Source organism: Gelidibacter maritimus (genome assembly GCF_014062315.1).
Taxonomy (GTDB): Bacteria; Bacteroidota; Bacteroidia; order Flavobacteriales; family Flavobacteriaceae; genus Gelidibacter; species Gelidibacter maritimus.
Genome location: NZ_JACGLT010000009.1, coordinates 105,714 through 127,639 on the forward strand (window position 1 = coordinate 105,714; position 21,926 = coordinate 127,639).

18 protein-coding genes are annotated in these 21,926 nt (G+C 37.0%); 7 read left to right on the forward strand and 11 right to left on the reverse strand.

Annotated elements, in window-relative coordinates; translation table 11 throughout:
- Nucleotides 1–1,657: 1,657 nt before the first annotated feature.
- Together H3Z82_RS12285 and H3Z82_RS12290 are read left to right on the forward strand one after the other, a co-directional pair.
- On the forward strand, nucleotides 1,658–2,554 hold the full coding sequence (locus H3Z82_RS12285; protein ID WP_182205806.1) for a sterol desaturase family protein: 897 nt from the start codon (nucleotides 1,658–1,660) through the stop codon (nucleotides 2,552–2,554).
- A 258-nt stretch (nucleotides 2,555–2,812) separates the two neighbouring features.
- Entirely contained in the window at nucleotides 2,813–3,181 is a 369-nt protein-coding gene (locus H3Z82_RS12290) for a hypothetical protein (protein WP_182205807.1), read from the forward strand.
- Between the two features lie 39 nt (nucleotides 3,182–3,220).
- Here H3Z82_RS12290 and H3Z82_RS12295 read toward each other — a convergent pair whose 3' ends face one another.
- Both H3Z82_RS12295 and H3Z82_RS12300 read right to left on the reverse strand, forming a co-directional pair.
- Nucleotides 3,221–3,976, reverse strand: a complete 756-nt coding sequence (locus H3Z82_RS12295; protein ID WP_182205808.1) for a metallophosphoesterase family protein — start codon at nucleotides 3,974–3,976, stop codon at nucleotides 3,221–3,223.
- A complete protein-coding gene (locus H3Z82_RS12300; protein WP_394368112.1) occupies nucleotides 3,973–4,995 on the reverse strand; it encodes a glycoside hydrolase family 113 in 1,023 nt (340 codons plus the stop codon). Before H3Z82_RS12300 ends, H3Z82_RS12295 begins: the two co-directional genes overlap by 4 nt.
- 92 nt (nucleotides 4,996–5,087) lie before the next feature.
- Here H3Z82_RS12300 and H3Z82_RS12305 point away from each other — a divergent pair, with 92 nt between their 5' ends.
- The 5 genes from H3Z82_RS12305 (at nucleotide 5,088) to H3Z82_RS12325 (ending at nucleotide 12,173) form a co-directional block, all read left to right on the forward strand.
- Nucleotides 5,088–6,386 carry an NAD(P)/FAD-dependent oxidoreductase gene (locus tag H3Z82_RS12305; protein WP_182205809.1) on the forward strand — a complete coding sequence of 433 codons (1,299 nt, stop codon included), beginning with the start codon at nucleotides 5,088–5,090 and terminating at the stop codon, nucleotides 6,384–6,386.
- A gap of 55 nt (nucleotides 6,387–6,441) precedes the next feature.
- On the forward strand, nucleotides 6,442–8,040 hold the full coding sequence (locus tag H3Z82_RS12310) for a 4Fe-4S binding protein (RefSeq protein WP_182205810.1): 1,599 nt from the start codon (nucleotides 6,442–6,444) through the stop codon (nucleotides 8,038–8,040).
- Nucleotides 8,041–8,251: 211 nt separating this feature from the next.
- Entirely contained in the window at nucleotides 8,252–8,944 is a 693-nt protein-coding gene (locus tag H3Z82_RS12315) for a glycosyltransferase family 2 protein (protein WP_182205811.1), read from the forward strand.
- Nucleotides 8,941–10,431, forward strand: a complete 1,491-nt coding sequence (locus tag H3Z82_RS12320; RefSeq protein WP_182205812.1) for a cellulose synthase family protein — start codon at nucleotides 8,941–8,943, stop codon at nucleotides 10,429–10,431. Before H3Z82_RS12315 ends, H3Z82_RS12320 begins: the two co-directional genes overlap by 4 nt.
- A 323-nt stretch (nucleotides 10,432–10,754) precedes the next feature.
- The gene (locus H3Z82_RS12325; protein WP_182205813.1) at nucleotides 10,755–12,173 is read left to right on the forward strand and encodes a mannosyltransferase; all 1,419 of its coding nucleotides are present in this window, start codon (nucleotides 10,755–10,757) and stop codon (nucleotides 12,171–12,173) included.
- A 343-nt stretch (nucleotides 12,174–12,516) separates the two neighbouring features.
- Here H3Z82_RS12325 and H3Z82_RS12330 read toward each other — a convergent pair whose 3' ends face one another.
- The 9 genes from H3Z82_RS12330 to H3Z82_RS12370 form a co-directional block, all read right to left on the reverse strand.
- On the reverse strand, nucleotides 12,517–12,930 hold the full coding sequence (locus H3Z82_RS12330) for a VOC family protein (protein WP_182205814.1): 414 nt from the start codon (nucleotides 12,928–12,930) through the stop codon (nucleotides 12,517–12,519).
- A 201-nt stretch (nucleotides 12,931–13,131) separates the two neighbouring features.
- Nucleotides 13,132–13,479, reverse strand: coding sequence for a hypothetical protein (locus H3Z82_RS12335; RefSeq protein WP_182205815.1), 348 nt, complete (start codon nucleotides 13,477–13,479; stop codon nucleotides 13,132–13,134).
- A gap of 2 nt (nucleotides 13,480–13,481) precedes the next feature.
- A complete protein-coding gene (locus H3Z82_RS12340) occupies nucleotides 13,482–14,462 on the reverse strand; it encodes a deoxyhypusine synthase family protein (RefSeq protein ID WP_182205860.1) in 981 nt (326 codons plus the stop codon).
- Entirely contained in the window at nucleotides 14,449–15,393 is a 945-nt protein-coding gene (speB, locus tag H3Z82_RS12345) for an agmatinase (protein ID WP_182205816.1), read from the reverse strand. Before speB ends, H3Z82_RS12340 begins: the two co-directional genes overlap by 14 nt.
- A gap of 70 nt (nucleotides 15,394–15,463) precedes the next feature.
- On the reverse strand, nucleotides 15,464–16,873 hold the full coding sequence (locus H3Z82_RS12350) for a type III PLP-dependent enzyme domain-containing protein (protein WP_182205817.1): 1,410 nt from the start codon (nucleotides 16,871–16,873) through the stop codon (nucleotides 15,464–15,466).
- An 883-nt stretch (nucleotides 16,874–17,756) separates the two neighbouring features.
- Nucleotides 17,757–18,668 (reverse strand): pseudouridine synthase, encoded by a 912-nt coding sequence (locus H3Z82_RS12355; RefSeq protein WP_182205818.1) that lies wholly within the window; start codon nucleotides 18,666–18,668, stop codon nucleotides 17,757–17,759.
- A 67-nt stretch (nucleotides 18,669–18,735) separates the two neighbouring features.
- Nucleotides 18,736–19,638 (reverse strand): geranylgeranylglycerol-phosphate geranylgeranyltransferase, encoded by a 903-nt coding sequence (locus H3Z82_RS12360; protein WP_182205819.1) that lies wholly within the window; start codon nucleotides 19,636–19,638, stop codon nucleotides 18,736–18,738.
- Between the two features lie 60 nt (nucleotides 19,639–19,698).
- Nucleotides 19,699–20,628, reverse strand: coding sequence for a mevalonate kinase family protein (locus tag H3Z82_RS12365; protein ID WP_182205820.1), 930 nt, complete (start codon nucleotides 20,626–20,628; stop codon nucleotides 19,699–19,701).
- 58 nt (nucleotides 20,629–20,686) lie between these two features.
- Nucleotides 20,687–21,802, reverse strand: coding sequence for a diphosphomevalonate/mevalonate 3,5-bisphosphate decarboxylase family protein (locus tag H3Z82_RS12370; RefSeq protein WP_182205821.1), 1,116 nt, complete (start codon nucleotides 21,800–21,802; stop codon nucleotides 20,687–20,689).
- Nucleotides 21,803–21,926 lie beyond the last annotated feature (124 nt).

Genomic DNA, 21,926 nt, shown 5'->3' on the forward strand with positions numbered 1-21,926 from the left:
ATTAAAAATACGGCTATAATACTAACCATGTGAGATTTACCTTTTCAGAAGAAAGGTGTTTTTAACGTTTGAACTATGAGATTCCTGCCTGCGCAGGAATTTGCGGAACCAGATATGATTGTATTGTTTCGAGTGTTAATTAAAAATTTGTAAAGCATCTGAGGCAGAGACCTTTCAGGTTTCAAAAACCTGAAAGGTTTATCGGCTGAATTCAAACAGCATTTCGTAAACTCCGTAAAATTGAAAAACAGAATTCATATTTTTTGGAAAAGGGAATATGTGTAAGCAGTTATTAAAAATACTACTATAATACTAACCATGTGAAATTTGACTTTTAGAAGAAAGTCGTTTTAATCGTTTGAAATAAGAGATTCCTGCCTGCGCAGGAATTTGCGGAACCAGATATGATTGTATTGTTTCGAGAGTTAATTAAAAATTTGTAAAGCATCTGAGGCAGAGACCTTTCAGGTTTCAAAAACCTGAAAGGTTTATCGACTGAATTCAAACAGCATTTCGTAAACTCCGTAAAATTGAAAAACAGAATTCATATTTTTTGGAAAAGGGAATATGTGTAAGCAGTTATTAAAAATACTACTATAATACTAACCATGTGAGATTTACCTTTTCAGAAGAAAGATGTTTTTAACGTTTGAATTATGAGATTCCTGCCTGCGCAGGAATTTACAGAACCGGATATGATTTTATTGATTAGGGAATCGATTAAGAGTTTGTAAAGTATTTTCAGGTTTACCTTTCAGGTTTTCAAAACCTGAAAGGTCTTGTTTAATTAGAGCTTTTGTAATGGAGAGAATTGAAGAGAGTCATTACTATCACATTTATAATAGAGGAAATAATCGAGAAAACATTTTTTTTGAACATGCTAACTATTTGTACTTTCTGAAACTTCTTAAAAAACATATTGAACCAAATTGTAGTATATTTTGTTATTGTCTTCTCCCTAATCATTTCCATTTGTTATTGAGAATTAATGACAATTTATCAAACCCTTCACAGCAGTTTTCATATTTATTTAACGCTTATACCAAAGCCATGAATTTGAAATATCATCGAACTGGAAGTATATTTCAAAAACCATTTAAAAGAATCAAAATAAATAAAGAGGATTATTTAAGATCACTTGTTTTATATATTCATCTGAATCCTGAGCATCATAGTATGAGTGATAATTTCTCACAATATCCATATTCTTCTTACAATTCATTTTTATCAAATTCAGCTACCAAGCTTAAAAGAGAAGAGGTGATTTCTTGGTTCGACAATCTCGAAAACTTTGAATATATTCATAAGTAAAGAAAGCTCTTAATGAATAAAGAAGTTGAAAAATTATATATAGAATAGAATTAAGACCTTTCAGGTTTCAAAAACCTGAAAGGTATCCCAACTAAATATTGTTAAAATTTGGGTGTAGCCTGAAGGCTTTGCCATCAATGATTTTTTCAAATGAAGATTCAGAGATTTACTTAGAGCAGAAAGCGCTATATAAACAGTAAATGACATTCATATTTTGAACAAAGGAAATATGCGTAAGCAATTATTAAAAATACGACTACAATACAAGTTATATGGAATTTATCTTTCAAACGAAAGGCGATTTTAACGTTTAAAAAAGGAAATTCCTGCTTTCGCAGGAACTAGTATGGAAAAATACATTGATATTATTTTAAAATCCTATTCTGGGTATTGGAACTACCTCAAATATGAGTTAACCCATGTTTACCATTGGGACAATTACTTTTACGGATTAATTGGAATTTCCCTAATCGTTTGGCTGTTGGAAATCCTGTTCCCTTGGCGAAAGGACCAATCCATTTTCCGAAAGGATTTTTGGCTGGACACTTTTTATATGTTCTTCAATTTCTTCTTGCTGAATTTGATTGTCCTTATCGCACTGTCAAATACGGCCGCAGAGTTTTTTAATGATATACTTGGGCTCTTTGGTTGGCATATTGATAGTTTACAGGTTTTTAGTGTTAGTGAATTACCAAAATGGTTAGGCCTGCTGATCTTCTTTTTGATCATCGATTTTGTGCAATGGAACACACATATCTTACTACATCGGGTACCATGGTTATGGAATTTCCACAAAGTGCACCACAGCGTTAAAGAAATGGGGTTTGCCGCTCATTTGCGCTACCATTGGATGGAGCCTGTAGTCTATAATTCGATATTGTATATACCCATTGCCATTATTGGCGGCTTTAATGTGCAGGATGTTTCCATCGTTTACTTTTTCTCCATTGCCATTGGCCATTTAAATCATGCGAACTTAGGTTGGAATTACGGTCCATTGAAATACATTTTCAATAATCCAAAGATGCATATATGGCATCACGTCAAAGAATTGCCTGAACATAAAAAACACGGTGTAAACTATGGATTGACTTTAAGTGTTTGGGATTATATCTTTAACACACATCATGTGCCGCATGACGGAAGGGATATTGAACTTGGATTTGACGATGAAGATGATTTTCCAAAAACATTTGTCAGACAGACTATGTATCCGATAAAATCAGGAAGTAAAAAGGAATAGACTTACGAGACCTTTAATTTCTCGCTTATTTTGGAGTTTTTTACTCTCCCAAACCCTTGTCATCTTTCAATATTACGGTTTTGAATTTTAAGATTAATGGAGATTTAAGTCTAAAATAATTTCTAATTCACAGAAAAGTTTTCAGCTATGGACTGACCTTAAGCATTTGGGATTATCTCTTTAACACCCATCACATTCCACATGACGGCAGGGACATTGGACTTGGTTTTGATGACGAAGAGGACTTTCCAAAAACATTTGTCAGACAGACTATGTATCCAATTAAAACTTAGATATGATTTTTCTGGTACCAATAATGTATATTTAAAGAACATCATGAAACGACTGGCTAAATTTACATTTCTTACAGTGGTAGTTTTCACTTTGGGCAGTTACAATTTGACTGTGGCCGCAGGTACTGGCAGCCAAGGTCAACCAATTAAGGTGGTAGGCGATAAATTAATCTCTTCAACAACCAATACAACAAATAAAGTAGGTTATTGCGACTGGGATAAATTGCTGAAAAAACATGTCAACAAGGAAGGCCTTGCTGATTATAAAGGTTTTAAACCAATAACACTTTTGGACCATTTATCTCAAGAAGTGGCTGGGTGCAATCCCAAATAAATTACTTACCTATTACAAAAAGCATCTTAGTTAAATCTCCTATGCTCCTAAAATCTGATTTAATGAACGTTGATTACGGCCTTTTTCATTAGGGTATAATTCCATTAGCGCATCACTTTGAAAAACCGCTTTTGAATCGATATCCATTGCCGACAATTTGCCATAAAATGCGGCACCAGTGTCCACGTTCCAAACATTAATGGCGTGTAATGGTTGTTCAGAATCGAAGTAAATAGTTGGTGTATGTCCAATGTAAATTTCTTTATAACGTCGTAGGCGTTTCGGAAACAACTCGGAGTTTTCATCAATGTCCTGATCCAAATGCAATGCCCTTTCCCAAAGCGTACGGTCAAAATAAAAATTACTTTCTAAATTTTCATTCTCAACTCCTTTTCTCGAGGTAAATCCGCCGTGGACGAACAATCGGTTCTGATCATCCACATAATACAGTTTCATCTGCTCAAAAAACTTCAGATGTGCCTTTTTTTCATCCTTGGAGAAACCTTTATAACTTTCTATGGCACCTCGCCCACCGTGCTCTAACCAAACTTTATCTGGCTTATCAGTTCTCAGCCATTTTTCACACCAGGCATCATGGTTTCCTTTGATAAAAACACATGCTTTCAATTGAGATAATACCATTAAATACTCAATGACCTGCGCCGATTCGCTCCAACCATCCACATAATCGCCCAAAAACACCAATCGGTCGTTTTCTTTAACCATTGCCCGTTCCAAAAGCTGCTTTAAACCTTTCAATCCGCCGTGAATATCTCCAATTACCAATGTTCTCATAAACTATATTTTTTATAAAATGTCCGAATGACCTCTTCAGCAGGCTTGTTCTGGGGTGTAAATCGGTTGTCGTCCTTCCCACCAACGGCGTTATGCTTATGAAACCACTTCCATACAAAACCGCCAGCAAACCAGTTCTCATGCCAAAACTCTTCAAGCAATGCTTGAGTCAAAATGGCCTGGGCTTCCAAATTAACCTGTTTCTCCACCCGATCAACCGTCCATGGTGCCCGTCCTGCAAAATCAATACTTCGATACCCAAATTCGGTAAATAAAATTTGTTTCTTGTGTTTCATCGCATAATTTTTTATTGCTGCTTTATGGACTTGCCAGCCTTTTTTTGCGCCTGATATGGTTGGCGATTGTTTGGCGTCTACTGGGAAATAGGCGTCGATTCCAATAAAATCAAGATCATCCCAAAATGGGGTTCGCTCATATTCATTCCAATTGGCAGCATAAGTCAATTTCCCCTTATATATTTTCTTCACCTCAATAATCAGTTCCTTCCAATAGGAAGGCCTTTCATCAATAAAATTTTCCAATTCTGTGCCAATGCAGAAGATATCGACATTGGCTTCCTGGGCCACTTTTGCATAGGCAAGGATGAAATCGGAATACGAGTTTTCCAAAAGCTTCCAATCGGCTTCATGCGTCATTTTTATAAATCCCGTAAACTCGCCACGCCAGACCCAAATCTGGGGTTTTAACATCACCTGAATATCACTGTTATGCAGGAGGTTGATGTATTGTTTAACGCCTTCTTCGGTTTCACCAAACCATTGTCTACCGGTATTAAAACTGATTTCCGGATGAGCCAAGTCCTTGACAAAATCAAAGGGCATAATGGCTGCATAATTCGCACCGAGATTAACCACAGGTTCAATATGATGTTGACCAATGCTATCTCTTGACGCTACATAACTCACACCATTAATTTTTTCTTGTCTTTCAACGGTCGCGCTACAAGAGAGCATAAAACAAAGGGATACAAAACATAAAATACGAAAAATCATTCCCATACCATTTATTTATTCCTAAATTTAAACAAACTGAAATTAAAATATTAAGTTTTTCCAAAAACCAACGACAAACAACTTTTAAAGGCTCAACAATGGAACATATTGTTATCATCGGAAATGGTATTTCTGGGGTTACTGCGGCACGACATATTCGAAAGCTTTCCAACCATAAAATCACCATAATTTCGGCTGAGACCGAATATTTTTTTTCGCGTACCGCGCTTATGTATATTTATATGGGGCACATGAAATACGAACACACTAAGCCTTATGAGGATTGGTTTTGGAAAAAAAACAGGATCGACCTAAAATTCGGTTTTGTTAAAAACATTGAGACAAAAAGCAGCACCTTGTATTTTAAAAATGGCGATACGCTTCAGTATGATAAACTCATCATTTCCACGGGGAGCAAATCCAACAAATTTGGCTGGAAAGGTCAGGATTTGGAAGGCGTTTTAGGTCTGTACAGTAAACAGGATGTGGATTTGCTGGAAACACTCGCTCCCAACAATGAGATTTGTAAACGTGCTGTGATTGTCGGTGGTGGATTGATTGGTGTTGAACTGGCCGAAATGCTGCACACCCGGAAAATCCCCGTGACTTTTTTGGCTCGAGAAGATCATTTTTGGGATAATGTTTTGCCTAGTGGTGACGCTTCGATGATTAGCCGACATATAGCAAGCCACGGCATTGATCTGAGATTAAAATCCAATTTAAAAGAAATTCAATCGGATGACAATGGACGTGTAAAAGCTGTCGTCATTGAAGAAACCGATGAAGTCGTTCACTGTAACTTAGTGGGTTTGACGCCAGGTGTCTCTCCAAATATTGATATGGTCAAACAAACCAATATAGAAACTGACCAAGGTGTTTTGGTGAATCAATTTTTGGAAACCAATATAGAAAACGTCTATGCCATTGGCGATTGCGCCCAACAACGGGAGCCAATTGGCCATAGAAAAGCCATTGAACCACTTTGGTACACCGGTAGAATGATGGGCGAAACCGTTGCCCAAACCATTTGTGGCAATAAGATGAAATACAAGCCCGGTCATTGGTTCAATTCCGCTAAGTTTTTTGATATCGAATATCAAACTTATGGTTGGGTGTTTCCAAAACCAAAAGAAGGAAATGCACATTTTCATTGGAAATATGAAGATGATACCAAATGCATTACCATAGAATATGAGAACGCTACCAATCAGTTTTTAGGCATCAACACCTTCGGCATACGAATGAAGCATGAGGTTTTTGACCGATGGCTGACTGAAAAGCGTTCTGCCGATTATGTGATGGCACATTTGCAGGAAGCCAATTTTGATCCTGAATTCTATAAAACTTTTGAACCAGAGATTTTAGAGCGTTATTCTGAATCATTTAGGATGGCTTAATCCTACTAATATTAAGACCTGTCAGGTTTTAGGTCTAACCAATAAGAAATCAATCATGAGCAACAAATTAAATCCGAGCATGTCTCTTGCCAAACCCGACTCGCAGGCACTTTCCAAAACGCAAAAATTGGGAGTCGCCATTGGCGTTATAGGCCTTTTCATTATGATATTGGCATTTTTCAATGTCGATTTCCCCAATAAAACCCTGTTTCTATCCTTATCGTTGGGAATGATTACCGTGGGAACCATCATATTTTCCAACAACGCCTATCTCACAAAACAAGCAGGAATTAAAAATGATGGTGTTTGGTTCAAATCCATTGCATCACGAGGTTTTTGGGGTTGGATTTTGGGCATTGTACTTACACTGTTTTATATCGTCCTCTATTTTAAAGCCGAATGGCTCGGGTTGGCAGCCAAGGGTGAAGCGAATAGCGGACTCGTTGCATTGTTCGACCCTCTCAGCCAATTATTAAATGGCGGACCAGCCAGCCAATGGTTTGTTTATGGTACACTCTATACAGTAGCAATATTAGTTTTCGGCTATAAATTCATGCTGAAATACCGTCACAACAAACATCAGCTGTTAAGGACGGTTTCTGTCATGTTCTTTCAACTGGCATTTGCTTTTTTGATACCCGAGTTTATGGCGCGGCTCAATTCTGATTCTTTCAGTCTTCCTTATTATGATTTAAAAAATATCTGGCCACTTAACTATTATAATTTTGACAAATACCGTGTGGATTCCATGATTGAGGCTGGAGATATCGGATTAGCATTATTGATTTTTGGGATTTTATCCATATTTGTCATTACGCCAATTTTGACCTATAAATACGGAAAACGTTGGTACTGCTCATGGGTTTGTGGGTGTGGCGGACTCGCGGAAACTGCTGGAGATCCTTTCAGACACCTGAGCGACAAAACTCAAGTGGCTTGGAAAATTGAACGTTGGGTGGTGCATAGTGTCGTAGTTTTTGTTACGCTGATGACTACCGCAGTGATCTATTCCTATTTAGGTCATGATTCCAGTAAGTATTGGCTAACAAAAGATGTTTTTCTCCTAAGCGTAGCCGGCATATTAACTATCGTGTTTGCCTTGGTCATGATTTTTAAGCGTAAAGAACTGGCAAAGGATGCGCAATACGGTGCCATTGGTTATTTTGTAATCATCATGGTACTCATTGGTATGCATTATTTTAGCAGTACCAAAGATGTCTTTTTAGTAAAATCTTATACGCTACAATCCTCCTACGGATTTTTAATCGGTGCGATATTTTCAGGGGTGATTGGCGTAGGCTTTTATCCTATTTTTGGAAATCGGGTGTGGTGTCGATTCGGTTGTCCAATGGCCGCTATCTTAGGCTTTCAACAGCGCTTGTTTTCAAGATTTAGAATTACGACCAACGGAGGACAATGTATTTCTTGTGGCAATTGCTCCACCTATTGCGAAATGGGTATCGACGTACGAGCATACGCCCAAAAAGGTGAAAATATTGTACGAAGCAGCTGTGTAGGTTGCGGAATATGTGCTGCAGTTTGTCCAAGAGGGGTTTTAAAATTAGAGAATGATTCTTTAAAGGGACGAATCAACAGTAATGATATTTTATTGGGTAATGATGTGGATTTGATGGATCTGGTGAATCAGAGATAGTGGTCAGTTTTCAGTCGTCAGTCCCAGTACTCCCTCTTCACAAAAGCTACGGACAGCCAGGCAGTGTTCTGGGTTCAATTGCTAAGCATATTAACAATCCTTAGTATATCCGTATAAAATCTCTGTGTCCCATTGTGCAAAACTCCGCATTGCTCTGTATAACTTATTTCAATAAACTATTCTTACTTTTGCCCCAACTTTAAAATATCAAATGCCCAATATCAAAGTCATCATTCCCGCTTATAACGAAGCGGACTCCATCGCCCTCGTCATTAATGACATTCCTTCCATAGTTGACGAAGTTATCGTGGTCAACAACAATTCCACTGACAAAACCGCTGAAGTTGCCCAGAATGCAGGAGCCACCGTACTGTACCAGCCTCAAATGGGCTACGGTTATGCCTGTTTAAAAGGAATGGATTATGTATCTACTCTATCAAAAAAACCAGAAATCATCGTTTTTATGGACGGCGATTATAGTGATTATCCAGAGGAACTCACCCAGATTATCGCGCCAATACTTGACAATGATATCGATTTCGTCATAGGCTCAAGAGTCAAGCGCTTACAGGAAAAAGGGTCCATGACGCCACAACAGCACTTTGGAAATTGGCTGGCCACTTTTTTAATGCGTATTTTATTTGGCGCCAAATTCACCGATCTCGGACCATTTCGAGCGATAAAATATCAAAAACTATTGGATTTGAAAATGCAGGACAAAACCTATGGTTGGACCATTGAAATGCAATTAAAGGCTTTAAAACAAAATTTAACCTATATTGAAGTTCCTGTAAAATATAAAAAAAGAATTGGTGTTTCGAAAGTATCAGGAACCATAAAAGGTACTATCTTTGCGGGCGTAAAAATCCTAGGTTGGATTTTTAAATACAGTTTTAAGAAATGATTCTAGAAACCTTAATCATAGTTGTTTACACCATTGCCCTCCTCCTTATTTTATTATATGCATTAGCACAACTCAATCTGCTATTCAACTATTTGTCTGCTAGAAAAGCTAAGGATTCCTCAGAAATTTTTGATTTATCCAATCCTGATGAAGTGCCATTTGTCACTATTCAGCTACCAGTTTATAACGAAATGTACGTTATGGAGCGGCTATTGGACAATATTGCCTTAATGGATTATCCCAAGGACAAATTGGAAATTCAGGTTCTTGACGATTCTACCGATGAAACCGTTATAACCACCGCCCAGCATATAGAACAACTTAAAAAGACGGGATTGGATATTCAGCATATCCGACGGGTCGATCGCAGTGGCTTTAAGGCAGGTGCGTTAAAAGAAGGTTTAAAAATAGCTAAGGGCGAATATATTGCCATTTTTGACGCTGATTTTCTACCAAAACCAAATTGGCTAAAACAAACCATTCCATATTTTAAGGATGAAGAGATTGGCGTGGTACAAACCCGTTGGGGCCATATCAACAGAAACTATTCCATTCTCACCAAAATTCAAGCTTTTGCTTTAGATGCACATTTCACCTTAGAGCAAGTTGGCCGTAACAGTAAGGGTCATTTTATCAATTTCAACGGTACCGCTGGCGTATGGCGCAAAGCTTGCATCCTGGATGCCGGGAACTGGGAAGGCGATACTCTAACCGAAGATCTGGATTTAAGCTATAGAGCACAACTTAAAAACTGGAAATTCAAATATTTGGAAGATGTTGAAACGCCTGCCGAATTGCCTGTGGTCATTAGCGCCGCACGTTCACAGCAATTCCGTTGGAACAAAGGTGGGGCTGAGAATTTCAGAAAAATGATGTGGCGTGTCTTGACCTCTAAGAACATTTCACCAAAAACCAAACTCCACGGCCTGCTGCACCTATTAAATAGCACCATGTTTTTAAATGTTTTTTTGGTGGCTATTTTAAGCATCCCTATGCTTTATATTAAAAACGAATATGCACATTTAAGATTCTATTTTTATTTTATGAGCTTTTTCGTAATGAGCACCATCATCTTTTTTGTCTGCTATTGGATGATGTACCGAGAAATTTATGGTGCAGGGTTTAAAAACTTTTTTAGTTACGTTTTCTTATTTTTTACGTTCTTCTCTATTGCCATGGGCTTTTCACTCCATAACTCAATTGCCGTTATTGAAGGGCATATTGGAAAGCGAAGTGAATTTATCCGAACACCAAAATTCAATATTAGTTCTCTAAAAGACAGTTGGAAAGGCAATAAATATCTACGTAAAAAAGTATCCATGAACGTCATTTTTGAAGGGGCCCTCATGCTCTACTTCGGATTTGGTCTTTACCTTGCCTTTGCTGTTGGCGATCAAGGAGGCGATTTTGGTCTCTTCCCATTCCACCTGATGCTTTTTGTCGGATTTGGCTATGTGTTCTTCCAATCATTGACCTCAAAAGTATAACGTATTTTTTATTTGGGCGTTTCCTTTCGGCCAAACCACAATCCACATAACCAACAAAACAAGGCCGCGCCTCAGGTCGCGCTATCCACTATATCTTTTTGCGCCAGTGGCTTCCCTTCGGTCAGACACTGGCGTAAAAAGGATGCCGTTTCTATCGCTAACGCAAATTCGCCGGTCAAAAAATTATAAGCTTAGTTCTCAGACCTGACAGGTTTTAAAAACCTGTCAGGTCTTTTTATAAGACATCAAAATAAACAACTTATCTTGCAACGACAACCAAATCCAGATTTTACGTGTTGAAGTCGGACTTTTTATAGCGTTTAATGTTCAATCCATCAGTTCTAAGATTAAATAGATCGCCCATTCTTTTAGTACTTATAAGTGCTATTCTTTACACCATTTTTGCCTATAATTTGGTGAGAACAGAACACACCAAACTAATCGTATTATACACTCTTCTGTTTGTTTTATTCTTTCGGTTAATAAAAAAACACTCAGAAAACTTTAGGCTTTTGGTAATTTTTGCCATTCTTTTGAGGGTCGTTTTTCTAATGGCAACCCCAAATCTCTCGCAAGATTTCTATCGGTTTATATGGGATGGACGCATGATTATTGAAGGGTTCAATCCTTATCTTTATACACCTGAATCGTTTATCAGTATTGGTGAGTTTCCAGTGGCTCAAGCCCAAGCACTCTATCAAGGTATGGGCACACTCAATGCCAGCCACTTTACCAACTATCCACCAGTAAAACAATTCATTTTTATGATGGCTGCGCTCTTCTCAGGAAACAGTATCTTGGGCTCTGTGTTGGTTTTTAGAATATTTATCATTGCTGCCGACATTGGAACACTCTATATTGGAAAAAAGTTGTTGGAACGTCTTAATGCACCTGTGCGCAACATTTTCTGGTATATTCTCAACCCATTTATCATCATCGAGTTGACGGGCAATTTGCATTTTGAAGGAATCATGATTTTCTTTCTCATCTTAAGCTTATACCTTTTGCATTTGGGCAAGTGGAAAACTGCAGCAATCGTCTTTGCGCTATCCGTATCGGTAAAATTAATACCCTTACTTTTCCTGCCACTCTTTTTTCAGTTTTTTATAAAAAATAATACCACTGTCAACATTTCAGATCAACCTGGTATAAAACCAGCTGAGACCGAACTCAGTTTCGCAAAACTCATAGGCTTTTATGGTATTGTTGGCATCACCACCTTGATTTTGTTCGCCCCTTTTTATTCATCTAATTTCATAAATAATTATTCAGAAACCGTTGGACTTTGGTTCAGCAATTTCGAATTTAATGCAAGTCTTTATTATGTTGCGCGCGAGATAGGCTATAAATTGACTGGTTACAACGAGATTGCCATTATTGGTAAATTCATCCCGATACTGACTATTTTAACTGTTTTGGCTTTGACGTTTATCAGGAAAAACACGAATATCAAACAACTTATAATCAGTATGCTTTTTGCATTAAGCGCTTATTATTTTATGTCCACAACGGTCCATCCTTGGTATTTGGCAACACTTGTCATCTTATCCGTATTCACCAACTATAAATTCCCCTTGGTGTGGTCATTCATGATTATTTTAAGCTATTTGGCCTATGCCAATACCCAGAACACAGAAAATTTATGGATCATCGGACTTCAGTACGTGGTTGTATATGCTACTTTTATATGGGAAGTTTTCATAAAAAGAGACCACTCAAAGCCAGTCTTTATTACAGAATGACGTTAGGGCTCTAAAATCTTGAGATGGGTTAGAGTCAAATCCTCCAGCCTCTCATCAAAGCCAACCTCGTCCTTTGTTACAATTGGTTTTAACTTTGTAGGTCCCTTTAAGATTCTGAAGTAGAAAACGGAAGTATCTAAAGGAAAAGGCGGCACGGACTATACCAAAAGGCATCATACCGAAATGGCCTTTAAAAATTACAATTTGCTAATATTTTCAATGTTGTATAGCAATTGTTCGTTTTATGGAAATTTGGCACATCAAGCACATACTTTTCCACCTGGTCTTGCAAAGGTTTACACCTGAAGTCCAATTAAGAATCAAGTCTATAGACATTTATTTATTAAACATTGAAGATATCTGATAATTCATCAAAACATTTAAATTCAACTGTAAAGTCGTTTGGATCTTTGACAAAGAACGACTGATGCTCTCCTGTTTTGTTTTCCAAAAACTTTACTTGTGAGACAATGGATACGTTTTTAGATTTCAAACGCTCCAGAACAGTGTTCCAGTCTTCCTTTTTCAATATCACACCAAAATGGAAAGACGGTAAAATATCGCCATTAAAATTATAACTGTTAGAGTCAAATTTAAACGGTCCACATTCGGTAAAGGTCATTTGATGTCCAAACAAATTGATGTCTGCCCATTTTACAGCAGAGCGACCAATGTCAGCTCCAAGAACATCATTATAAAACTGTCGGGTTTTGCTGATGCTTACACAAGGTAAGGCGAGATGAAATAATGTTGCCATAAGCTCTTTGTTTTCAACCTATTATTAATGCACTTAGGTTAAAGTTACGTTATTTTTAGACACATCATTAGGTTCTATTTGTCTTTTTTTCCCATCTCTTATAGCCTCTACAAAAAAAAGTTGCTCGTAATGAGCAACTTTTAAGTCAATATAGTATCAAGATCTATATAAATAGACCATAGTATTGTATTTTAATCAGCACTAATCTAGGTCATCGTCAATATCCTCCAATTCCATATCAGGATCATCCTCACCCAAAGCCGGATCTTGCACTGCATCTGGATCATCCTCTTCAAACTCTTCATAATCATCTTCATCATAGTTCTCCATGGTCAACTGAAGCTTGGTACTGACTTTAACCAAGTACTTTGTGTCACTTGTTGTAACTTCCACAGCTTCTACTATTTCATTGTTGGCATTTTTGAAAGTTATGATATTATCATCATCATAACCATCAGGATACTTTTCAACCAACAAAGAGAGGATTTCTGGTGTCAATTTTTTAAAATCGACGATAACGCGTTTTAGATTGTCTCTTTTGTTCCTCATAATTACATGTCTAATATATAGGCAAATATAAGTGGTGCAACAATAGTGGCATCACTTTCTATTATAAATTTCGGGGTATCAACATTTAATTTCCCCCAGGTTATTTTTTCATTAGGAACGGCTCCTGAATATGATCCATAGCTTGTAGTAGAATCACTGATCTGACAGAAATAACTCCAGAATGGTGTATCTGGTCGTTCCATGTCCTGATACAACATTGGTACCACACATATTGGGAAATCTCCCGCAATGCCACCACCAATTTGGAAGAATCCAATACCGTTTTCAGAATTATCAGTGTACCAATCTGCTAAGAATGTCATATATTCTATTCCCGATTTCATGGTACTTGCTTTTAATTCTCCTTTAAGAACATAGCTGGCGAAAATATTACCCATGGTACTGTCTTCCCAACCTGGTACAATTATAGGTAAATTTTTCTCTGCTGCAGCAAACATCCAAGAATTTTTTATATCAATTTCGTAGTATTCTTCAAGCACACCGCTCAACAACATTTTGTACATAAATTCATGTGGGAAAAAACGTTCGCCCTTATCTTCGGCGTCCTTCCAGATTTTGAAAATATGTTTCTGCAAACGTCGGAAAGCCTCTTCTTCCGGAATACACGTATCGGTAACTCTATTCAAGCCTTTTTCCATCAAGTCCCATTCATCTTGAGGGGTCAAATCACGATAATTTGGCACGCGTTTGTAATGTGAATGCGCTACCAAATTCATGATGTCCTCTTCAAGATTGGCACCTGTACTTGAAATAATATGCACTTTATCTTCACGGATCATTTCCGCAAATATCTTACCTATCTCAGCCGTACTCATTGCTCCGGCCAAAGACACTAACATCTTTGAGCCTTGGGCCAATTGAGCCTCGTAGCCTTTGGCAGCATCTACTAATGCAGCAGCATTAAAATGAAGATAGTACTTTTCAATGAATTTAGAAATTTCTCCTTTATTAGTTGTCGTCATCATTATCGAATTTAGAAAATTTATTAGTGTTTGAACCCGTTTCATTAAAGTTACTTTCGTAACCGTCATCTACATTATCGTCCAAGAATTTATAAGTTAACATTTTATAATACAATTTGGCAGCCAAGAAATCGGATGATTTTTCTTTAGGATCCGGACAAAGCTCAACAATGTCAAACCCGACCACATTTTTATCCTCAAATACTTTTCTCAAAAAATCTAAGGTTTCATACCAAAGTAAACCGCCTGGTTCAGGTGTTCCGGTTGACGGCATGATGGAAGGATCAAAAGCATCTAAATCAATAGTAATAAACACATTATCCGTCATTTGGTCAATGGCACTGTCCATCCAAAACTCATCATTGACCATCTCGTGGGCAAAATAGGTTTTTTCTTTGTCCATGACCGTGGTCTCTATAGCATCCATACTTCTGATACCTATCTGAATCAAGTTGGTAGTTTGGCTTGCTTCATAAACGGCGCAGGCATGATTACATTTACTGCCTTGGTATTCTTTACGTAAATCGGCATGTGCATCAATTTGAAGTACCGTCAAATTATCAAAACATTCATTAAAAGCACGAATGGTACCTATAGAAATAGAGTGCTCTCCACCAAAAGCGGTGACAAACTTATTGCGTTTAATATACTTTTTTACAGTTTGATGCACAGCCTCTACCATTTTCTCAGGAGATGAAGCCTCCGTCACAGCATCAGCAAGATAAACACCTTGTTTGTAAACCTCAGTTTCTGTTTCAATATCATAAAGCTCCATATTTTCAGAAGCGTCCAAAAAAGCTTTAGGGCCCTGATCTGCACCTTTCTGCCAAGTACTTGTACCATCATAAGGTACAGGTATCAGTACGATTTTAGCGGTTTCTAATTTGGAATATTCCTCTGGTATTCCGGCATACGTTATATTACTGTTCATTTTGTAATAATTATTAATGTTTTAAGGTAAAAGGCAATTGGTCTTATTTTATTTTACGTTGTTTAAACGGTTAGTGCTCATTTGTTTCATTATAACCCAGAATTTCAAGTAGGTTCTCACTTTTCTGTTGCTCAGCAAAGACTCTGGTAGCTAATTTACCATTTTCATCTTTATCAATCAGAATATGTTTGGGTGAAGGTATTAAACAATGCTGCAATCCGCCAAATCCACCAATAGTTTCCTGATAAGCACCTGTGTTAAAAAACCCAAGATACAATGGTTTTTCTTTATTGTATTTAGGAAGGTAAATAGCATTCATGTGCTGCTCACTGTTGTAATAATCATCGCTATCACAGGTCAATCCTCCCAAAAGCACGCGCTCATAAGTATCGTACCAACGGTTTATTGGCAACATTATAAAACGTTTATTGATGGCCCAGGTATCTGGAAGCGTTGTAATAAACGATGAATTGATCATGTTCCATTTCTCCCTATCATTTTGTTGTTTTTGGTAAAGCACCTCATAAATGGCACCACCGCTCTCCCCTACCGTAAAACTTCCAAATTCAGTAAATATATTCGGGACTTCTACTTCTTCTTGCTCACAGAACTCTTGGATCTGATTGATGATTTCGTCCACCATATATTCATAGTCAAAATCAAAGGCCAATGAGTTTTTAATTGGAAAGCCGCCACCAATATTCAAACTGTCCAAAGACGGACAAATACGTTTTAAATTGGCATATACTTTCAAGCATTTAGAAAATTCATTCCAATAATAAGCGTTGTCACGAATGCCGGTATTGATAAAAAAGTGCAACATTTTTAGTTTCACCTTCTTATTGTCCTTGATTTGGTTTCTATAAAATGGTAAAATATTTTTGTAGCCAATGCCCAATCGAGAGGTATAAAACTCAAATTTCGGTTCCTCTTCGGAAGCTATTCGGATACCGATATTAAACTTACCGTTGATTTCCTGAGACAGTAAATCAATTTCTTCATAATTATCAATAATCGGGATGCAATTCTTATGGCCGTTATTTATCAATCGTGCAATATTAGTCACGTATTGCGCACGTTTGAACCCATTACTGATCACATAAGTTTTGTTGTTGATTTTACCTTCTTCCTTAAGTTTTTCTACAATATCAATATCAAAAGCAGACGAGGTTTCAATATGAATATCGTTTTTTAAAGCTTCATTCAACACATGTTTAAAGTGTGAGCTTTTAGTACAGTAGCAATAATGGTACTTTCCTTTGTATTTATGTTTCTTGATGGCCTTTGCGAACCAATCCTTGGCACGACCAATATTATTTGAAATTTGCGGCAAGTAGGTAAACTTTAAAGGTGTACCGTAATCCTCCACCAATTGCATCAAATCAATATCGTGAAATTGAAGGGTTTTGTCTTCCAACTTAAATTCATCTTGTGGAAAATAAAAGGTTTGATTGATGAGATCAATATATTTTGTATTCATTATAAATTATTAAGGTTTAAAAATCTAAAAAAAAATTCAATTAGAGTGCTAATTTCCCAATAAATAATGACTGTATCAAACTTGGATTTGCTGATGCGAAGGAAAAGACACGTTCCGTCGGTGTTTCCATTTAGATAATTTAGAAGTAAGCTTTAAAATTTGGTGACTTATCTGATAAGTTGCTTTTGAAAATGACTTCTTGAATTTCAAAAGCCCAAACATAGAAACACGTTTCAAGGGTTCAGCTAAATAAAGTGCAAAAGAACTATAAAATTTTTATAAAACAAGCTACATGAGTTAAAATTATAGTCGTTGTAGATGATATTTCAGTGTGTTTCCAAAATTTTGAGGTGTTATAAGCCGAACACGTGCTGTGTACATAGAGCTAGAGTTCTACTGCTGATTGACTGAGCAGCATTACGCTTTACTTTATTGGCTCTATAAATCGCCTTGAACAATCGAAGAGTTGGATAAGATAATTGCAATCGGAGAGGTTAAAGGGGTCCGTTCCGAATAGTTGGAAGCGCTCACCTTGACATTTGGCCTCATCTAATTATCAGTGCTAACCTGTATAAGGCGCTCTCCAGTCATCGCGATGAAATACTAAGTGCAATGGGGATACCTGACTTTAAACTCAACTGTAACACGGCGCTGTCGCACGGTCATTCCAATGTTGAGGATCAATAGGATGTCGACTGTGATCGATCTGGCACTAAGTCCAATACACTAAAAATAGTCATCTTAAAGCAATTAAACATTGGTCAAACCCAAGCTTAGACATCTAACGTCTTAAATATCAATTACATATACCCACCTAAAACAAATGAGATCTCTGATGGATATATCAAAAAAATGAAGTTAAAAAGCTTGAACTTAACCTTTACTAAGACAACATCTTTAAGGTATTTACTTCTTGCTCTGTAAGATGTTTCCAATGGCCACGAGGAATATCTTTCTTGGTCAAACCGGCAATCGCAACACAGTCTACTTTTATAATTTCATAATTCAAATGGGCAAAAATAGAGCGTATAACGCTACTACCAGTGTTTTTAATTTTCAAGCCAATTTGGTTTTTCGATTGACCGGTCACAAAACTAATGTCTTCAACAGTCACCAATTTACCCTCAATCTGCAATCCATCTTGGATTTTCTTAAGATCTTCAAACTTTAGATTCTTATCCAATTCTATTTGGAACAATCGCGGGACGCCGTTTTTGGAATTGGTGAATTTTTCTACCAATGCATCATCGTTTGTAAATAAGATCAGCCCTAAGGAGTTTCTTCCCAAACGTCCAATAGGTTTTATGCGGGAGGTTGTTGCATTAGCAACCAAATCCATGACGGTTCTGCCCTTGCCTTCACTTGTAGTCGTTGCAAAACCCTTAGGTTTGTTCAGTAAAACATATGCTTTTTTCTCAGGGTTGATGCGCGATCCATCAAAACGTACATCGTCATCTAACTTGACCTTATAACCCATTTCGGTAATAATTTTACCATTAACCGTCACACTTCCCGTAGCGATATGCAAATCGGCATCACGCCGCGAACAAATACCCGAATTCGCAATGTATTTATTTAATCTTATCTCGTCTGTTTTCGACTTTTTTGTTGGTGATTTTTTTTCCGGGGCCGATTTTGAAATGTCTTTGGAAACTTTTCTCATTGGCGCATTGCCCCGCGAAAAACTCTTACCTTTTGAATTATCACGCCCTCTTCCTGAAGATGGTCCATTGGATTTATTTTGGCCTCTTCCTGATGATTTTCCTTTTCCACTACTCCCTTGATGTCTACTCATGACTTGAAATTTTACGCAAAGATACTTTATTATATACCGATTTAAGAGCTTTCAATTTACGATTTTGTCAAATCCTATTCAGCACTACATCCACATTGATCAATACAATACTAAAAACACCTGCAACTATGATGAATTTTAAAATGTTGTGAAGGATGAGATAATGCAATTTTGTTTTGGACTTCCATAACAATACAATGAATGCAAGGAGCAAGAACGTACTAAAATAAAAGAAATAATTCATGTGGCCAATATCAAAATAAACGATGAGCAAGAGGTTAGGTATTAATGTGAAAAGTGCCAGAGAGGTCAACATAGCTTTTGATACTTGCTCTCCATACACTACTGGTATGGTATGATAACTTTGAGCCAAGTCGCCTTTTATATTCTCTAAGTCCTTGGTCAGTTCGCGCATAGAGATGATCAAGAACAAGAACATGGCATGGAAAAATATAACAGTTTCAAAGTTTCTGTAGTAAATGAAGATAACGAAAAAGGGCGTAATGGTTAAAATAGCAGAAACCAGATTACCAATAAAGGGCAACCTCTTTAGCTTATGTGAATACAGCCAAATTCCGAAAATATATAATGAAAAGAAAATAACAGCATTGAATGACACATAACTGGCCATAACTACCGATAGAAAATTTAAAACAAAGTAAAAGGACAATTTTGTGTTCTGACTTACCAATCTATCCAGCATGGATTTGGTGGGACGGTTGATCAGATCCTTTTCCGAATCGTAAAAATTATTGATAATATAGCCCCCGGCAATCGTAAAAGCCGATGAGAGCACCAACACAAATAAATTCAGATCAAATACGACTTCGCGCAACGGCAAATCATGCGCCAAGATATAAATGGAGGTTAAATACTGCGCAATGACAATAATAAGAATGTTATAGCCCCTTATAACAGAAAACATGCTAAAAAACTTGAGCAGCAGGTGTTTTTGTTTTCTGGTCAGCATAACAACAGAGTTAAAACAGTTTGGTAAGTGTAACTCCAGAAGCCTCGGAAGAACATCAACTTAAAAATTATAAACCACTTCTAATTTGTAATCATTAAGCGATTGTTTCGCTTTTTCAATGTCTTCAGTAAATCCCAAAATATAACCACCCCCACCTGAGCCACACAATTTCAAGTAATAATCGTTGGTATCGAGACCCTTTTTCCAAAGTTCATGAAACTGCTGTGGGATCATTGGTTTGAAATGGTTCAGAGCCACTTTTGAAAGTTTTTTGGTATTGAGAAACAACGATTTAAAATCACCTTTTAAAAAGTCGTCCACACAGGCATCCGTATGCTTTATAAATTGATTTTTCAACATTTTTCGGAACCCTTCCTGCTTCATGTTTTCCATAAAAATACTGACCATTGGCGCTGTTTCTCCAATCATGCCGCTATCCAATAAAAATACAGCACCTTTCCCATCACTTTTTTGCGAAGGTATTCCGGTAGCCTCAATATGATCTTTTGAATTGATTAAAATAGGGATACTCAAATAGCTGTTCAACGGATCCAATCCTGAAGATTTCCCGTGGAAAAACGATTCCATTTCAGAAAAAATGGACTTAAGAACCATTAGTTTTTCCCGTGTCAAATTCTCTAAAACCGTAATCTTATCGTGTGCATATTTGTCATAAATAGCAGCTACCAATGCGCCACTACTCCCAACGCCGTAGCCCTGTGGAATTGAAGATTCAAAATACATACCTGATTCAACATCCTTTTCTAAAGTTTCCAAATCAAAAGTCACCAATTCAGGACTGATGCCTTTAAGATATTCGACAAATCTTTTTAAGTTTTTGTTGGATTTTATGGCATTTTCAGAGTCAAGCCCATCAGTCTTTAATGCACCATTATAAAAATTGTACGGAATGGATAAGCCTTTGGAATCTTTAATGATGCCATACTCGCCAAAAAGTAGGATTTTAGAGTAAAATAGAGGTCCTTTCATCTTATAGTTTTCAGTTCGCAGCATACGGTTTATGCGAAATACTCAACAAATATACGTATTAATATTGTATTTGGTTTGCCCCAAAACCAATTTGGTCGCAAATATAATGTCCGTTTTGGCAATAGGCAACCAATTCACTCTTAATAAATTGCAAGATTTCCTGACTTTCCTTTTTTGGATAAAGCACATGCACATTAGCTCCCGCATCTAATGTAAAACTTATGTTTAAACCTGTATGTTGTCTGAACTCCCATATTTTATTGATAATCTCTAAAGTATTGGGCTTCATCAAAATGAAATAAGGCATACTGGTCATCATCATGGCATGCAAGGTCAAGGCCTCACTTTCAACCAAAGCATTAAATGCTGTTAAATCTCCCGATTCCAAAATTTGTTTAAGAGATTCCAGGTTCTGATGGGCCTGCTCAAATCTATTCTTTGCATAAGGATGGTTGTGCATTAAGTTGTGCCCAATGGTGCTGCTTACTTGCTTTTCTCCTTTATCAACCAATAAGATTGTATCCTGGTACTCTTTAAAATTGTCATGGATCTTATAGGGATATTTTATTCCAAATAAATCCGTACTGCCTTTAACAGACTTGGTTTCACCCCAAACTATCATATCACCCTCAATACTTCTGCATGCACTTCCTGATCCCAGTCGCGCCAAAAAAGATGCCTTTTGATTAAAATAGGTACTATTAAAATCCTCTTCAATTGCACCTGCAATCACATCAGAGTTAATCAATTGCTTTTCAACACTCATTAAACATAAGGCCAATGCGCTCATACCACTGGCTGAGGATGCAATCCCTGAACTGTGAGGAAACGTGTTTTCTGTTTTTATTGTAAACTGATATTGCTTTAAGAATGGCAGATACACTTCTATCCTTTCAAAAAACGTTTGAATTTTAGGTTTGAATTCGTCCTTCTTTTCTCCATCCAAATACACTTCAAAATCAAAATCATCAAGATCAGTCTTTTTAGAAAACTCCAGTGTCGTAATCGTTTTACAGTGGTCTAAGGTGAAACTGATAGAAGGATTTTCAGGAATCTGATCCTTTTTCTTCCCCCAATACTTCACCAAAGCTATATTACTGGGCGATTCCCAAGTAACGCTTCCTTTCTCAATAGTGGCGTTATAAATAGGTGGTATAAAATGGCGTTCGGTCATTTGTTATTTTTGTTGTGATATAGGATTATTGAACATATAGCAGTAAAATTCAATACGTATACCTGTTCGAAATTGAAAAGGTAATGCTGCAAAAATAGGAAATCTAAAGGTTCTTTTCCATCAG

Excerpts from the sequence above, each read along its gene's own strand:
- H3Z82_RS12285 (WP_182205806.1), top strand. The coding sequence starts at position 1,658 with ATGGAAAAATACATTGATATTATTTTAAAATCCTATTCTGGGTATTGG.
- H3Z82_RS12295 (WP_182205808.1), bottom strand. The coding sequence starts at position 3,976 with ATGAGAACATTGGTAATTGGAGATATTCACGGCGGATTGAAAGGTTTA.
- H3Z82_RS12300 (WP_394368112.1), bottom strand. The coding sequence starts at position 4,995 with ATGGGAATGATTTTTCGTATTTTATGTTTTGTATCCCTTTGTTTTATG.
- H3Z82_RS12305 (WP_182205809.1), top strand. The coding sequence starts at position 5,088 with ATGGAACATATTGTTATCATCGGAAATGGTATTTCTGGGGTTACTGCG.
- H3Z82_RS12310 (WP_182205810.1), top strand. The coding sequence starts at position 6,442 with ATGAGCAACAAATTAAATCCGAGCATGTCTCTTGCCAAACCCGACTCG.
- H3Z82_RS12315 (WP_182205811.1), top strand. The coding sequence starts at position 8,252 with ATGCCCAATATCAAAGTCATCATTCCCGCTTATAACGAAGCGGACTCC.
- H3Z82_RS12320 (WP_182205812.1), top strand. The coding sequence starts at position 8,941 with ATGATTCTAGAAACCTTAATCATAGTTGTTTACACCATTGCCCTCCTC.
- H3Z82_RS12325 (WP_182205813.1), top strand. The coding sequence starts at position 10,755 with ATGTTCAATCCATCAGTTCTAAGATTAAATAGATCGCCCATTCTTTTA.
- H3Z82_RS12330 (WP_182205814.1), bottom strand. The coding sequence starts at position 12,930 with ATGGCAACATTATTTCATCTCGCCTTACCTTGTGTAAGCATCAGCAAA.
- H3Z82_RS12335 (WP_182205815.1), bottom strand. The coding sequence starts at position 13,479 with ATGAGGAACAAAAGAGACAATCTAAAACGCGTTATCGTCGATTTTAAA.
- H3Z82_RS12340 (WP_182205860.1), bottom strand. The coding sequence starts at position 14,462 with ATGACGACAACTAATAAAGGAGAAATTTCTAAATTCATTGAAAAGTAC.
- speB (WP_182205816.1), bottom strand. The coding sequence starts at position 15,393 with ATGAACAGTAATATAACGTATGCCGGAATACCAGAGGAATATTCCAAA.
- H3Z82_RS12350 (WP_182205817.1), bottom strand. The coding sequence starts at position 16,873 with ATGAATACAAAATATATTGATCTCATCAATCAAACCTTTTATTTTCCA.
- H3Z82_RS12355 (WP_182205818.1), bottom strand. The coding sequence starts at position 18,668 with ATGAGTAGACATCAAGGGAGTAGTGGAAAAGGAAAATCATCAGGAAGA.
- H3Z82_RS12360 (WP_182205819.1), bottom strand. The coding sequence starts at position 19,638 with ATGCTGACCAGAAAACAAAAACACCTGCTGCTCAAGTTTTTTAGCATG.
- H3Z82_RS12365 (WP_182205820.1), bottom strand. The coding sequence starts at position 20,628 with ATGAAAGGACCTCTATTTTACTCTAAAATCCTACTTTTTGGCGAGTAT.
- H3Z82_RS12370 (WP_182205821.1), bottom strand. The coding sequence starts at position 21,802 with ATGACCGAACGCCATTTTATACCACCTATTTATAACGCCACTATTGAG.